The sequence below is a fragment of the Pantoea sp. AS142 genome, assembly GCF_037152305.1.
In the GTDB taxonomy this organism is placed as follows: Bacteria; Pseudomonadota; Gammaproteobacteria; order Enterobacterales; family Enterobacteriaceae; genus Pantoea.
The window spans coordinates 211,837-225,907 of the sequence record NZ_JBBCMO010000003.1 but is presented as its reverse complement, the minus strand read 5'-3'; the positions used below and the strand labels follow the sequence as shown (position 1 = coordinate 225,907).

Below are 14,071 nucleotides of genomic sequence, written 5' to 3'. Positions count from 1 at the left end.
GACATGTAACTTGCTACGTTGTCACACATAATTTCCCTTTTAACCGAAGCGCAACGGCCTTTAATAATGACCTTCCAGGGAAATAACATGTCTCAGCGTTCTCTCTCCGCGCTCTGTTTAATGAGCTTTTTTCTGGCCGATGTCCGCGATGGTCTGGGGCCTTTTCTGGGTATCTTCCTGACAGAGCGACACTGGAAACCCGATGAAATCGGTCTGGTAATGACCTGTGGCGGAATCGCCGGATTACTTGCCACGCTGCCTGCAGGGATCGCCGCCGATGCGACTCGCCATAAAAAAATGATTGTACTGCTGGGCTGTCTGGTGATTACCGTTGCCACGTTGCTGCTGTGGTACAGCAATCAGACCTGGACGGCGCTGGTCTCGCAAATTGTGGCGGGAATTGCTGCGGCGTTTATCGGCCCGACGGTGGCAGGGATCACGCTGGGGCTAACGGGGCAGCGTGGCTTTAACCAGCAGATGGGACGTAATGAAGCCTTTAATCATGGTGGTAACACGGTTGCTGCGTTGCTGGCCGGTTTCTCAGCGTGGTATTGGGGCATGGGTGCCGTTTTTGTTCTCATGATGGTAATGGCGATTTTCGCTGCCTTTGCGACGCTGGTAATTCGCGGTGATGAGATCGATAACGAGGTGGCGCGCGGTTATGAACAGCATGAAGCGCGTCAGCCAACGCTGCGCTTGTCGATGCTGATGCGTAAACCAGCGCTGATGATTACGGGGGTGACGCTGCTGTTGTTTCATCTTGCCAATGCCGCGCTGCTGCCGATGCTGAGCATGCGCGTTGCCTCGGCGGGCGGCCAGGCGGGGAGCCGTGCTGGTCTGTACGCTGCGGCAACGGTGGTGATATCCCAACTGGTGATGATCCCGGTAGCGTTATGGGTGTCTAAACGGGTTGAAACACACGGCTATCGCCTGTTTATCATGGTTGCCCTGATGATTTTACCGTTGCGCGCGATCATCGCGGCAGGCTTTACCGAGCAGATCTTTGTCATTCCGGTACAGGTTCTGGATGGTATTGCAGCCGGAATTCTCGGTGTGGCGGTGCCTGGCTACATTGTTTCCCTGCTGCGGGGCACCGGCCACATTAACGCCGGCCAAAGCGTCATTATGCTGATGCAGGGCGCAGGCGCGGCGCTAAGTCCTGCCATGACAGGCATGATTGCCGCACGTTATTCCTACAGTACTGCGTTCGCTGTCCTCGGCGCGATAGCGCTGACGGCACTGATTTTATGGTGGCGCACCGGGCGTTCTCCCGCCATCCGTCTTGCCTGAAAGGGTAAAAAAAAGCCGCCGATTGGGCAGCCTCTTTTGGCAAATCTGTTTGCGACCATCTGTTATTTATACAGTTCTTCGGTCATGTGAAGACGGTTGTTGATGTTCACTGTCCTGATTTTCCACTGCGCACCCTGTTCCTGCACTGCGATTTTAGATTCTGCACCATCCCTGAAGAAGTGACAGAGATGCTCTCGGTAAAGCTGCCAAATGCCAAAGGAGAACATGAAAGGGGGGCAAGTGCGGCAATCAGGCGTGTTTTACGTTTTGCAGGGCCTATTTCTGATTGAACGGCGTCTCGGCTGGCCTCCAATAAGAATAATAATATCTATGGTTATCATATGAACGTTAACTATTGTTTATTCGATGATTAACATCATAACGAGGCGGTCTGAGAGTCAGAAAGCGTCTGTGCCGTCTCCAGAATCAGAGACCTGAACCAGCGATGGGCAGGATCGTCGCGATAGCGTACATGCCAGCCCATCTCAACCGGAAAGGTGCCGAGGTCAACCGGCGCGGGAACAATTCTGAGCCGCTGATCTCTTGAAAGATGCTGGCAGATCAGGCGCGGCAGGGTAGCACAGTAGTCGGTGACCGCAATCAGTTCCGGCACGGCCAGAAAGTGTGTGACGGAGACTGCAACCTGGCGGCGCAGGCCATGCTGCTCAAGCGCCTGAAACAAACCGGCGCGCATACGGCCGGGCGGCAGGACGTTGACGTGCTTTAGCTGCTCATAATGTTCTGTGCTGAGGTTTTCGCCCACCAGCGGATGATCTGCGCGTATCACTCAGGCCAGACCTTCCTCCATCAGGTGCTGCACGACCAGATTATCGGAAGGCTCAACAATACGACCCAGCACCATATCGGTATTACCTGAAATCACACCGGTTTCCGTGACGTCATTGCCAAAAGGGGTGAGACGAAGCCTAATCCCGGGCGCGCAGGCCCGCAGGCGAGCCACGATGGCAGGTATCATGATGAATTCGACGTAGCTGTTGGGTGCAAGAGTAAAAAGTCGGGTGGCGTGAAGCGGGTCAAAGTCCTGCTGGCCGAGAATCACCTTATCGATAGATGACAGGGCAGCACCGACCACCTGGGCCAGCTGTTCCGCTTTCGGGGTTGGACGCATCCCGTAACGTTCGCGGATAAATAGCGGATCGTTGAGCGTTTCACGCAGCCGGTTTAAGGCATTAGAAAGCGCTGGCTGGGTTATGCCAAGCCGTTCGGCTGCGCGGGTAACGTTGCGCTCTTCCATCATGACCAGCAAAACCGGTAATAGATTTAGATCGTATTTCATAGAGATATAATGCTATGTGAATATCTGGAATTAAAGAAATAAATTTCATTAATATATCTAAACTCGTCATGATTAACGGGTTAGCACAGAATATGGCGGTCTGGATGCTGGTTCTGACTATCCTTACACCTGAAACTGACTGTAATAGGGAGCGAAAATGAAAATTTTAATGGTTTTGACCTCGCATGATGAGTTGGGCAACACCGGTAAGAAGACCGGTTTCTGGCTGGAAGAGCTTGCCGCGCCTTACTATGCATTTCTTGATGCAGGCGCACAGATTACCCTGGCTTCTCCAAAGGGTGGACAGCCACCACTCGATCCAAAAAGCGATGAAGCCGATTCTCAGACTGATGAGACCCGCCGTTTCCATGCCGACTCTGCTGCTCAGGCAGTACTGGCGTCGACCATCCAGCTTGATACTGTTAATCAGGAAGCGTTTGATGCCATTTTCTATCCTGGTGGTCATGGCCCTTTATGGGATCTGGCCAACGACAAACACTCCATTTCGCTGATTGAGGAAACCCTGCAGGCGGGCAAACCGGTTGCGCTGGTCTGTCATGCTCCTGGTGTCCTGCGTGATGTGAAAAATGCTGATGGCACACCTCTGGTGAAAGGTAAGAAAGTCACAGGTTTTACTAACAGTGAAGAAGAGGGTGTTGGCCTGACCGACGTGGTTCCGTTCCTGGTGGAAGATGTTCTGAAACAGAACGGGGGTCTCTACTCCCGGGGTGATGACTGGCAATCCTATACTGTTCAGGACGGTTTACTGATTACCGGGCAGAATCCAGGTTCGTCAGCTGAGACCGCGAAGGTTTTACTGTCAAATCTCGCGACTAAAAGCGTCTGATAGCATAATGCGTGTAAAGGGCGCCTGCGGACGCCTTTTTAATTACTACTGCTGAATGTCAGCGTGGTAGTAACCTGCTAAATTATTCGTTTTAAATAGATTAGCCCTCTATTTTTCTTTGCTGATAATAAATAGATGGCACGTTTTGATGGCTAAATTATGGCGCTGAAAAATATCACTGAAAATAAAAACATGTTTTTAAAACCAGTGTTGACATCGTTTTTTATATCCGTAAAGTAGAACTCATCAGCGGCGTGCAGTTGCCCTGATTCACTTGAAAACCAAAGATGTTATGAGTAAAGGGTGTCGGCCAGTTTGTTAGTTTAAATTGCCGGCGGTTCTGTTAAGCATTGTTTTTATAAACTGTTTGTAAGTTAATGATAACCCTGTTAAATGGAGTCGAAGTAAGTCTTTAAGAAGTATGCAGTATCGCGTCGCGATGATGTAAGGCCTCGTAGTTCTGAACGTTACGTTACGACAGGATACGATTGCGGTTTAGACGTCGTAATGAAAGTAAGGCAACGCATCAAAGAATATATATCGCGATGGGGGTGTGCAGATTTATACGGGCCTGACCTGTCTTTGTCTCCTGAAAGACTATCAGGTGGTTGAAACCGTTAATAATAGTGACATTTAGTATCGTGATCATTATTATCCGCAGGATCTGTTCATAAATAGTAGCACCAAAGCAGTACCTATCAATTAAGTTAGTTAATGGTAAATGTTAAATCAGTAGTACCTTAAAAGCCCTGGCTACTTCAGTCAGGGCTTTTATCCTTTAAGCGCTCCGCCTAAATTTCCATAATGATTAAGGCATCTTTCACTAGGCCGCGGTGAATATAAACAGCAATCTCACACAATTTCATTGAACCTGGGTCATTAGTTCATTAGTTCATTAGTTCATTAGTTCATTACTCTTCTCATTATCTGAATTTTTCGTACAGGTTCGACTCTTCCATTATTAACTGGCAGTCACTAAGTTTGTGATCAGTGATGAAGAGGCCATCCAGCTAAGCCTTATAGAAGAATGTCCGGCACCTAATAAATTGACTCCTCCATAATCAGCATGGCTGAGCTGCAGAAAGGCCACTTAGTTAACGAAAGTACATTTATCCTCATTACAGAGTGAATAAGGAAGCAGTGATGTCTGATGTTTAACGCACTGATTAATATTCAATTATTTTGATGTTCGGTCGTTATTATTCACGCCTTCCCCGGAACAGCCATCTGGAAAAAAAAGGGTGATTGAATGTCAGAAGTAAAGATATCGGCAGGATATCATTAAATTATTGATATTTAGTAGTTTTATTCAATATCGTGAGGGGAGGTTATTCTCGCATTCAGTGGCCTGGCGTTAGGTTAATAGGCTATTTTTTGGATGTGCAGACTATTTTAACGCTGTTTTTAATAAATTTGTCGGTAAAAGCGCGTTTAACTTGGTTTTGTAGATTGTTTCAGACACCAGCAGGCTTTTTCTGATCCGTCATGGGAAAAACCAATCTGCGCGATAGTGAATATTCACCGATTCATTGCGCTATCGCTTATTTTTAAAATTCATCTGCGTATATGAGACACGCAATTTTAAAAGAGGTGAAAATGTCTAAAGAATCTCCAGAAGATATCGCCAGCGATCTTTCTCAGTTTATGGGTACGCATTTTGTCTATACCTATGATAATGGCTGGAAATATGAGTGGTATGCCCGCAACGCCACGACCTGCGATTACCGTATTCACCAGGGCCTGGTGGGTGGTCGTTGGGTCACTAACCAGGTAATGCATGCGGTACAGTTCGCCCCGGGCATCTATAAAGTCGACTGGCATGAACCAACCGGTACCTGTGTCAGCCTACTGTTTGATCTGAATCGCACTATCGTTCACGGTACCATCTTCTTCCCGCAGTGGATTGCCGGTGAAGGTCAGCATCCGGAAAAAACCATCTGCTATCAGAATGACTTCATTGAGGATATGTACCGCTTCCGCGACCAAGGCCCGGCGTATCCGTATGTGATTATTCCAGAATTTGCGAAAGTGACTTATATGAAGAATGAAGGACCAGATAATGATGAAGTGATTAATCAGGCACCGGGACAGATGCCTGTTAACTATTTTGAGGGTAAGTAACTGAGCCGGTTACCTACCCTCTGGGCGGGTAACCTCTGACTGACGTGCCAGCGTTCGGGCCAGTATCGATGAGTAGAGAGGTTTCCCCCCGAGAAACTGCGCCAGCAGCGTTGCACCGAGACAGGTAATAATCATCGGCAATATCAGCTGATAATTATCGGTCATTTCCAGCACCAGCACGATGCCGGTGAGCGGTGCCCTTACCGAGGCCGCAAACAGGGCTCCCATCCCCGCGATAGCAAAGGTTCCCGCTTCCAGATGATAAAACGGGAACAGATCCGTCATTGCTACCCCGAAGGCTGTCCCCAGCAGCGTTCCCAGTGCCAGCATCGGCGCAAAAATACCGCCCGGTGCACCTGAGCCAAAACAGAGCAAAGTAGTCAGCAGCCTCACCAGAAAGATGACCAGCAACAGGGTGAAAGGGAAGAGGCCATGAACCGCCTGCGGTATAAGTTCTGAACCGCCGCCTGCGCCAGGAGCGAATAGCAGGCCCAGAATACCGCAGCTACCGCCCAGCAATGCGCCTGCCAGCACTATGCGTGCCGTTTTACCCGCATAAAAGTGGGCAAAAAGATCCTGCGTAATAAATACCAGGCGGTTAAACAGCACGCCGACCATGCCGATAATCATGCCAAGCACCAGATAAAGCCACAGCGTCTGCACTGGCGCATCAGCCAGCTTGCCGACTGAGATCACCGCCTGTTCACCGTTGAAGCAGCGAAATACAATACTTGCCATGATCACACCGGTAAACACGGCTTTAATCGAAATCAGGTTATAGCGGAATTGCGGACGCATCTCCTCAATGATGAACAGGATGCCCGCCAGAGGCGCATTAAATGCGGCTGCCAGACCTGCTGCAGCGCCGGTTGCCAGCAATGTATGACGAGCCTCATTGCTGCGCATCCCAAGAATATCCGTCACCATGCGGCCAATGTTCCCTCCCAGTTGCACGGTCGGGCCTTCACGGCCCAGCACCATACCGGCACCCAATGTGCCCATGCCGCCAAAGAATTTTACCGGAATCACCCGCCACCAGCGCACCGGCCTCAGTTCTTCCAGCGCTCCTTCAATTTCAGGTATGCCGGAGCCGCCCGCTTCGGGTGCAAATCGTCTGACCAGAAAATATCCGACCATCGCCAGTAAAGCCGAGAGGGCAAAAGCGGCGACGTAGAGCATCCCGCCCTGAAACTGTGCAGGGGTTAGCAAATGGGCGCGCCACTGTTGGATTGTCTCTACGGCCCAGGCAAACGCTACGCCCGCCAGGCCAACCAGGGTACCGACCAGCGCGGCACAAAACAGCATCGCCAGCGGTGTTTTATCACGGTAGAGCAGTGCGCGAAACATCCGGCTGCGTGCCGCGATGGAGCGGGGAACGGATACCAACTGTGGTGATTCTTCATTCATTTAAAGGCATTCTTGTTCAACCAGATCAGCGGCACAGTGTACTGAGTGACAAGGTGAAAACAAACGGCAGGATCAATTTCCTCTGCGGTAATGGCTAATCCGTCTTAGGTGGACAAACCACTTGCGACATCCGTTCGCGGTAGGCTGGGTTATCCTGATTTTTCAGTGCCTGAGCCGCCGCGATCATTGTCGCCTGATCCTGCTTATCGTTGAGAAACGCCTTGCGCAGTTTTTCATCAGAGGTTGCGGGTGGTAACAGTCACTTCTGGCGAAGATCATTAGTTATCTGCTGCTGGCTCAACGCAAACTGCAGCGTTTCACCGGGCGCGGCTGCCAAAACCAGTGGGCTTACCAGCGGCAGAATAAACAGCGTGTTTCGGATCACGTTCATGATGATCTCCTGACTGCTGAAGACAAGTTCGGGTCTTCAGCCGTTTTCAGTTGGTATTAATCGCCTTGAGTGATTAGCCTGAGCACAGCACCATCGACCGACTGCGGCAACGTCGCCATGGTCGATGCAATAATCTTAGCAATACTGGCGCGACAGGGAGCTGACATGCAGCCATATTCCACTGAAATTCTCACCGCTGACTGTTGTATTGTCGGCGGTGGCCCGGCCGGATTGATGCTGGGCTATCTTTTTGCCCGCGCAGGCCTGCGCGTGGCAGTAATCGAAAAGCACGCCAATTTTCTGCACGATTTTCGCGGTGACACCATTCACCCTTCCACGCTGGAAATTATGCATCAGCTCGGACTGCTGGAATCCTTCCTGGCGCTGCCGCATCAGCGTGCCGAAAAGCTGGAAGCGGAAATTGCAGGAGAGAGTATTACGATGGCCGACTTCTCGCGTCTGCCGGTTCAGTGTCGTTTTATCGCCTTTATGCCGCAGTGGGATTTCCTGAACTATATGGCAGAACGGAGCGCCCGATATCCGGGTTTCAGCCTGCAGCAATCGACGTCATTTGAATCGCTGAGTTATGAGAATGGCACGGTCAGCGGCGTGACGGCCTCACGCGGGAATCAGCAACTGCATATCCGCTGTAAACTGGTGATCGGTGCAGATGGCCGTCATTCACGCGTGCGCGAAGCGGCCGGGCTGACCGGACAGGAATTTGGCGCAGCACGCGACGTCATCTGGTTCCGGTTAAGTAAGCAGCCGCAGGACCCCGATCTTGGCATGGGGCACAAAGGGCCACGGCAGAACTTTATCGTTATCGATCGCGGCGACTACTGGCAGTGCGGGCTGACCATTCCGAAAGGGGAGTTTGAAGCGAAACAGGCCGCAGGACTCGACGCGTTTAAAGCTGAAGTGGCGACACTGTCGCCTTTTGAGGTGACGCGCATGGCGGAAATTGATAGCTGGGAGGCGTTTAAACTGCTGTCGATACGTATTGACCGACTGGATAAATGGGCAAAACCTGGCGTGCTCTGCATTGGTGACGCTGCGCATGCCATGTCGCCGATTGGCGGGGTTGGCGTAAATCTGGCAATTCAGGATGCGGTGGCAACGGCAAATATCCTGACCACTCCCCTGAAAAACGGTGAGCTACAACTGCGCGATCTGGAAAAAGTGCAGAAGCGCCGTCAGTTCCCCACTGTCGCCACGCAGTACTTACAGATTAAGATGAGTCGCAACAAAGCCAGAAGAAAACCCACAGGCAGCAGCAGGGTTCCAGCAATTATCCGTCGACTGCCGTTTCTGCGTTTTGTGCTGGGTCGCCTGATCGGTCTCGGCTTCAGGACGGAGTCGCCGCAGATTGCGCGCGTGCAGGAAGAGAAATAAATGATTTCGACAGCGATCAGATATCGTGCGACACTGTTTCGCTGTGAAAGTACTGTCAGGTTGAGCCGCTATTTATCTGATAATTAGGCGCTAATTGAGCATTTTTTAAGCTGAATTATTTTCAATTTTTTGCGCCTGCATAGGAGAGGTTTCAGTGCATAACGAGCAAAATGGCAGCGACGTAAAACGTCTGAATGCGATGAAGACACTTTTGTCACCGGATGAAGCCCGGGATAAAGTACTGGAGAGATTTGTTAATCTCGCCAGCCAGGTGCTGGGTATTTCTGGCAGCTTCATTTCAATTGTTGACGATCATAATCAATATATTAAAGCGTCACAGAACTTTGATCTTAAGCAATCGACCCGTGATGAATCTCTCTGCCGACACGTCATCGATGGTGAGGGTTATCTGGTGGTGTTTGACACTTTACTGGATGAGCGCTTTGTTACGCACCCGTTTGTGACAGGCGATCCGCACATTCGTTTTTATGCCGGTGTTTCGCTTAAGAATCTCGACGGCACGGTGCTGGGCACGCTCTGCGTGACCGATACTCAGCCACATCCTTTTACGGATGATAAACTTGCTACGCTGCGCTCACTGGCTACGCTGGTCACCTCCTTTCTGGATGCATGGAACAACGCGGGTTTTACCGATGTTATTACGCACCTGCCGAATCGCTCTCGCCTGATTCGTGATATTCAGCAGCTGACCCTTACCGCGCCACAGAGTCGCTTTCGCCTGATTCTTATCGATTGCCTCGACATTATTCGTGCTTATGAGCTTTCCCGCGCGGTGGGCATTGCGCCGATGGAGAGACTGCTGAAGCAGATGGCACAGGATGTCGCACACCGGATCACTCTTCCGGAGAACGAAACACTCTATTCTTTTGCACCTGGCCGTTTCGCGTTCGTGCAGCCCTGGTCGGGTCGCTTTACATCACAAAATATGATCGACCTGTTCAAAGATATGAAGGCCGATCTGGCGGAAAATATCACGCTCGACCTGGATGTCTTTGTCGGTGAAACAGAGTTTGTACCGGGCCAGATGGATGCGAATGAAACAGTGCGTCAGGCCGTGAGCGCGTTGCATGAGGCGATTGATGAAAATATCAGTGGGATGTTCTTTGATGAGAGTTACGACTCGCGGCGCACCGATGACTTTATGATCATGAACGATCTCGCACAGGCGCTGAATAAAGACGAAGAGCTTTACCTGGCCTGGCAGCCTAAAGTGTGTCTCAAAACCGGTAAAACGGTCGGGCTTGAGGCGCTGATCCGCTGGAATCATCCTGAGCGGGGCGAGCTTTTCCCATCAGAATTTATTCCGTTGGCGGGTAAAACCAACCTGATTTCCGATCTGACCAACTGGGTAATCGATCATACCGTTGAGCAACTGGCGCGCTGGGATCGCGAGTACGATCTGATACCGGTTTCAATCAACGTCAGCGAGCGCGATTTCGCAAAGCCCGATTTTGCCGAAAAGCTGGTGGCGAAATTAGCAGCGGCTCAGTTACCCAACGCCATTATGGGCATCGAATGTCTTGAGAATGAACTGATCACCAAAAGCGATGTGGCGATTAAGGGGTTGCAAGCGCTGAAGTCGCACGGTTTTGTGATCTCGCTGGATGACTTCGGCACAGGTTATAGCAACATCAGCTATCTGCAGGATATTCCGCTGGATGTGATCAAGATCGATCGGTCACTGATCTCGCGGATGGGTGAAGATGAGGCATCTAAAATCATCGTAAGATGCATTATTTTGATGCTGAAAGAGCTGAATTACGTCGTGCTGGCCGAGGGCGTGGAGACGGAAGCGATACTGGGGTTGCTGAAAACTTACGGTTGCGATCAAATCCAGGGCTACTTCTTTTCAAAACCGCTGCCAGCCAGCGACATTGAACATTGGCTTTATCAGAAGTCACGCTAGTCAACTGGCCCGCAGCAATGGCTGCGGGCGCTCTTTTTACTCACTGCCAGTGGCGTACCGCTCAACCGGGGTGATGCTTTTAATCAGCTTGTTATCAAACAGAAATTGCTCATAAGCCTGATAGCGTGCGCGATCCAGTTTTGCCGGATCGGCGGCGAATAGGGGCAGGGTGGCACGCCATGCCTGATGGTTTAGCGGCGTGTTTAACTCCGGATGTGCGCGGGCAAAGGCCTGCCAGCTCTCCTCTGGATGCGCCTGCAACTGAGCATTCCCCCTCTTCAGTGCCCGCAAAAACTTTTTGATTTTCTCCTGACCGGCCTCATCACGGTTGGCGACGATAATCAGTTCGTCATAAGGCGGCACACCATAATCCTCGACGTTAAACACCACTGGCTCTTTACCCGCAAGTTTCATCTCCTGTGCTTCGATATTGCGATACCCGCCGATAACTGCATCTACCTTTCCGGTTATCAGGGCGCTGGTGAGCTGAAAATTGACGTTAACCCGCTTAACCTGATCGACCTTTATGCCGTCATGGTTCAGCACAGTGGCCAGTGTTGCCTGTTCAATGCCGCTGACCGAATAGCCAATACGCTTACCTTTCAAATCTGCCGGACGCTTAATCGTTTTATCGAGTGTTATCAGGGTGTTCAGGGGCATATTAATCAGCGTGCCAACCCGTATCAGTGGCACACCCTGATCGGCGAAGAGATTCAGCTGCGGCTGATAAGTAATCGCCAGGTCCGCCTGTTTCGCCGCCACCAGACGCGGCGGGAGTGCCGGATCGGAAGGTGGGATAATGTTGACCTCCAGCCCTTCTGCCGCAAATGCGCCCGTCTGCTGGGCCACCATAATGGGCGCGTGGTCGGGATTGATATACCAGTCGAGCACCAGCGTCAGTTTTTCCGTCGCCAGAGCCTCTGTGGCGAAGGTGGTGCTGAAAAGCAAGGTAAACAGAGGCATTTTAGTCATGGGATTTCTCATCTGTAGAGGTCATTAAAGTGTCTCCGGTGCCCAGGTAATCAGGTGGCGCAGCAGGAGGTCGGTAGTCAGCCACAGGGCCAGCGTCACCAGCACCAGAATAAACAGGGCAGCGAAACAGAGGTCACTCTGCATCCGGGCGTTGGCATTCAGCATCACATAACCCAGACCTTCGGCCGATCCGACCCATTCACCGATGATTGCGCCAATCGGCGCTACTGCTGCCGCCATCCGCAATCCTGACCCCAGGGCGGGCAGCGCGGCTAACAGCCGGACATGGCGCAGCTGCGCTCTACGTGACGCGCCCAGAGTGCGAGCCAGATCGAGATAGCCGGGCGTGACGCGACGCAGGCCATCAAAAAAGGCGGAGGTCACCGGAAAAAAGATCACCAGTACTGCCATCGCGACTTTGGCACCCATGCCGAAGCCAAACCAGAGCACCAGCAACGGCGCCAGGGCAAATACCGGAATCGCCTGGCTGGTAATCACCACCGGCATCATCCAGCGCTGCAGCCAGGGCGAAAAGGTCATGCTCAGCGCCAGCACACCACCCAGCAGCACGCCGAGAGCCATGCCGCAGAGGATCTCGGTCAGCGTAATCAGAGTGTGATGGCCAAAATAGCCCGCGTTTTGCCACAGCGCGGTGGCGACCGCAGCGGGTGAGGGCAGCAGAAAGGCTGGAATGTCAGTCAGTGTGGCGAGCCACCACAGCGTAATCAGCCCGACAGCGATCATCACGCCACGGCGAACACTAGCGAAACCCATGCGTAATCTCATCCTGCTATCCTGCTCAGTTGGTTCAGCAATGCGGCCTGACTCTGGATTAAGTGGATGTCTTCTGCTGCCCGTGGTGGCTGGCCCTGCAGTGGCGGGCAAGCTTCAACCCCCGCTGAACCTACCAGCAGTATTTGGTGACTAAGCCGACAGGCTTCTGCGGCATCATGAGTAATCATCAGCACGGTATGCCCGACCAGCACTTCTGCGGCCAGCGTCTGGATCTGACTGCGGGTCAATGCATCCAGAGCAGAGAAAGGCTCATCCATCAGTACAATGGGCTGACGGGTATAGAGGGTGCGTGCCAGAGCGGCGCGCTGACGCATCCCGCCGGAGAGTGCCGCAGGGCGGGCGGTGGCGCAGTGACTCAGACCCACCCGTTCCAGCAGATGGTTCGCCCAGTCGCGATCGGCTTTCTCACCTTTCAGGCGACTGGCGAGGCAGACATTTTGTTCAACCGTTAGCCACGGGTAGAGCAAATCCTGTTGACCCATCCAGGCGATCCGTCCGGTCAGAGGTTGACCATCGCTGCCGCTAATCTGCCCCGAGGTTGGAGGCATCAGACCGGCAATGACCCGCATCAGGCTGCTTTTACCGACGCCGCTGGCACCCAGTAAAGCGGTAAATCTGCCGCCCTCAACCTCCAGATCTAACTGGCTGAAGAGTTTCTGCTGACCGAAATTCACGCAGAGCTGGCGAATTGAAATGCCAGCTGGCACGACATCGCACCCCTGGCTCATGGACTGATCCGAACAGCGGCAGCTTGATTGAGACCCATCTGCCAGAAAGCGGATTCCAGCCGGGTTGCGGTGGTAAAAATGATCGCCAGCCGATCAAAGCGCTCTCTCCCGGCGTGCTGTTGAGCCAGGGTTTCAAACAGTGAAAGTGAGGAGTGGACACCGGCCAGGTAAGTTTGATCACCGTAATTCTCTATCCATGCAGCGTAAGGATTGCCCTCAAAGCGGGTTGTGGGATCATCCAGTAGCGTCAGACCGATTTCAGCGTAACCGGCAACGCATGGCATCAGCGCCGTCATCAGCTCCAGCGCATCCCCGGTGTGACCCACGTCCAGCACGTAGCGGGTGTAGTTGAGCGTTTCCACTGCCTCAGGTTCGCTCGCCATTGCCGCCTCGCTGATGCCCCAGTGCTGGCAGTAACTCTGATGCAGCGGCAGTTCGCTGACGATGGCGTTAAGCGATGCCGTTGCGCTATGTAAGGCTGCTGGCTCAGAGAGTTTGCTAATTAGCAGACCCCAGGCACGGGCAAAGTGCAGCAGAAACAGGTAATCCTGGGTGAGATAATGGCGGAAAGCGACCGGTGGCAGCGTGCCCCGACCGAGCTGCTGCACAAAATCGTGCGCAATATAGGCTTGCCAATGAGTGCCAGCCTGCTGGCGCAGACGACCATAAAAGCCGGTATCGAAAAGCGGATGTGACATGGGATCTCCAGTAACAGGGAGATCCGGGCATACGGTCTGGAACAGGGAATGATGCAGGAGAAAACGCAGAAAATCTGCCGACCCGTCCCTTCGCTGGCATGACCCAGATCAGGTTCAAAGGGTTCGGCTTACGCCATCTCAGCCCATTACAGGGCACCCCTCGGAGACAGTGGTTATACGATAATAAACGCCAGAGTACAACGGCA

At 52.3% G+C, this 14,071-nt stretch carries 14 protein-coding genes and 1 riboswitch; of the genes, 5 read left to right on the top strand and 9 right to left on the bottom strand.

Annotated elements, in window-relative coordinates; genetic code table 11:
* Positions 1–87: 87 nt before the first annotated feature.
* Positions 88–1,290 (top strand): MFS transporter, encoded by a 1,203-nt coding sequence (locus WFO64_RS09045; RefSeq protein WP_337010893.1) that lies wholly within the window; start codon positions 88–90, stop codon positions 1,288–1,290.
* 376 nt (positions 1,291–1,666) lie between these two features.
* Here the strand turns inward: WFO64_RS09045 and WFO64_RS09035 are convergent, their stop codons facing one another.
* Together WFO64_RS09035 and WFO64_RS09030 are read right to left on the bottom strand one after the other, a co-directional pair.
* Positions 1,667–2,077 carry a LysR substrate-binding domain-containing protein gene (locus tag WFO64_RS09035; protein ID WP_337010891.1) on the bottom strand — a complete coding sequence of 137 codons (411 nt, stop codon included), beginning with the start codon at positions 2,075–2,077 and terminating at the stop codon, positions 1,667–1,669.
* Entirely contained in the window at positions 2,078–2,587 is a 510-nt protein-coding gene (locus WFO64_RS09030) for a LysR family transcriptional regulator (protein ID WP_337010889.1), read from the bottom strand.
* 157 nt (positions 2,588–2,744) lie between these two features.
* On the opposite strand from WFO64_RS09030, the gene WFO64_RS09025 reads away from it, so the two are divergent.
* Both WFO64_RS09025 and WFO64_RS09020 read left to right on the top strand, forming a co-directional pair.
* Positions 2,745–3,434: a type 1 glutamine amidotransferase domain-containing protein gene (locus WFO64_RS09025; protein WP_337010886.1), complete on the top strand. Its 690-nt coding sequence runs from the start codon at positions 2,745–2,747 to the stop codon at positions 3,432–3,434.
* 1,596 nt (positions 3,435–5,030) lie between these two features.
* A complete protein-coding gene (locus WFO64_RS09020) occupies positions 5,031–5,555 on the top strand; it encodes a phenolic acid decarboxylase (protein ID WP_337010884.1) in 525 nt (174 codons plus the stop codon).
* Positions 5,556–5,564: 9 nt separating this feature from the next.
* Here WFO64_RS09020 and clcA read toward each other — a convergent pair whose 3' ends face one another.
* The 3 genes from clcA to WFO64_RS09005 form a co-directional block, all read right to left on the bottom strand.
* Positions 5,565–6,902 carry a H(+)/Cl(-) exchange transporter ClcA gene (clcA, locus tag WFO64_RS09015; protein ID WP_442956141.1) on the bottom strand — a complete coding sequence of 446 codons (1,338 nt, stop codon included), beginning with the start codon at positions 6,900–6,902 and terminating at the stop codon, positions 5,565–5,567.
* 154 nt (positions 6,903–7,056) lie between these two features.
* Positions 7,057–7,221: a YicS family protein gene (locus WFO64_RS09010; RefSeq protein WP_337011044.1), complete on the bottom strand. Its 165-nt coding sequence runs from the start codon at positions 7,219–7,221 to the stop codon at positions 7,057–7,059.
* Complete coding sequence (locus WFO64_RS09005; RefSeq protein WP_337010880.1) at positions 7,222–7,353, bottom strand: hypothetical protein; 132 nt, start codon at positions 7,351–7,353, stop codon at positions 7,222–7,224.
* Between the two features lie 165 nt (positions 7,354–7,518).
* On the opposite strand from WFO64_RS09005, the gene WFO64_RS09000 reads away from it, so the two are divergent.
* On the top strand, positions 7,519–8,745 hold the full coding sequence (locus tag WFO64_RS09000) for an FAD-dependent oxidoreductase (protein WP_337010878.1): 1,227 nt from the start codon (positions 7,519–7,521) through the stop codon (positions 8,743–8,745).
* A 154-nt stretch (positions 8,746–8,899) separates the two neighbouring features.
* The gene (locus WFO64_RS08995) at positions 8,900–10,672 is read left to right on the top strand and encodes a sensor domain-containing phosphodiesterase (RefSeq protein WP_337010876.1); all 1,773 of its coding nucleotides are present in this window, start codon (positions 8,900–8,902) and stop codon (positions 10,670–10,672) included.
* 36 nt (positions 10,673–10,708) lie between these two features.
* Here the strand turns inward: WFO64_RS08995 and WFO64_RS08990 are convergent, their stop codons facing one another.
* From WFO64_RS08990 to tenA, 4 genes are read right to left on the bottom strand one after another with little or no spacing between them, the layout of a single operon-like run.
* Positions 10,709–11,644, bottom strand: coding sequence for an ABC transporter substrate-binding protein (locus WFO64_RS08990; protein ID WP_337010874.1), 936 nt, complete (start codon positions 11,642–11,644; stop codon positions 10,709–10,711).
* 24 nt (positions 11,645–11,668) lie between these two features.
* Positions 11,669–12,430 carry an ABC transporter permease gene (locus WFO64_RS08985; RefSeq protein ID WP_337010872.1) on the bottom strand — a complete coding sequence of 254 codons (762 nt, stop codon included), beginning with the start codon at positions 12,428–12,430 and terminating at the stop codon, positions 11,669–11,671.
* Entirely contained in the window at positions 12,427–13,167 is a 741-nt protein-coding gene (locus WFO64_RS08980; RefSeq protein ID WP_337010870.1) for an ABC transporter ATP-binding protein, read from the bottom strand. The genes WFO64_RS08985 and WFO64_RS08980 overlap by 4 nt, the downstream gene beginning before the upstream one ends.
* A complete protein-coding gene (gene tenA / locus WFO64_RS08975) occupies positions 13,164–13,865 on the bottom strand; it encodes a thiaminase II (protein ID WP_337010868.1) in 702 nt (233 codons plus the stop codon). The genes WFO64_RS08980 and tenA overlap by 4 nt, the downstream gene beginning before the upstream one ends.
* Before the next feature lie 68 nt (positions 13,866–13,933).
* A riboswitch (TPP riboswitch) is annotated at positions 13,934–14,036 on the bottom strand.
* Between the last annotated feature and the right edge of the window lie 35 nt (positions 14,037–14,071).

What these genes read in the sequence shown, in the direction of transcription:
- WFO64_RS09045 (WP_337010893.1), top strand. Translation starts at nt 88, where the DNA reads ATGTCTCAGCGTTCTCTCTCCGCGCTCTGTTTAATGAGCTTTTTTCTG.
- WFO64_RS09030 (WP_337010889.1), bottom strand. Translation starts at nt 2,587, where the DNA reads ATGAAATACGATCTAAATCTATTACCGGTTTTGCTGGTCATGATGGAA.
- WFO64_RS09025 (WP_337010886.1), top strand. Translation starts at nt 2,745, where the DNA reads ATGAAAATTTTAATGGTTTTGACCTCGCATGATGAGTTGGGCAACACC.
- WFO64_RS09020 (WP_337010884.1), top strand. Translation starts at nt 5,031, where the DNA reads ATGTCTAAAGAATCTCCAGAAGATATCGCCAGCGATCTTTCTCAGTTT.
- clcA (WP_442956141.1), bottom strand. Translation starts at nt 6,902, where the DNA reads ATGTTTCGCGCACTGCTCTACCGTGATAAAACACCGCTGGCGATGCTG.
- WFO64_RS09005 (WP_337010880.1), bottom strand. Translation starts at nt 7,353, where the DNA reads ATGAACGTGATCCGAAACACGCTGTTTATTCTGCCGCTGGTAAGCCCA.
- WFO64_RS09000 (WP_337010878.1), top strand. Translation starts at nt 7,519, where the DNA reads ATGCAGCCATATTCCACTGAAATTCTCACCGCTGACTGTTGTATTGTC.
- WFO64_RS08990 (WP_337010874.1), bottom strand. Translation starts at nt 11,644, where the DNA reads ATGACTAAAATGCCTCTGTTTACCTTGCTTTTCAGCACCACCTTCGCC.
- WFO64_RS08985 (WP_337010872.1), bottom strand. Translation starts at nt 12,430, where the DNA reads ATGAGATTACGCATGGGTTTCGCTAGTGTTCGCCGTGGCGTGATGATC.
- WFO64_RS08980 (WP_337010870.1), bottom strand. Translation starts at nt 13,167, where the DNA reads ATGAGCCAGGGGTGCGATGTCGTGCCAGCTGGCATTTCAATTCGCCAG.
- tenA (WP_337010868.1), bottom strand. Translation starts at nt 13,865, where the DNA reads ATGTCACATCCGCTTTTCGATACCGGCTTTTATGGTCGTCTGCGCCAG.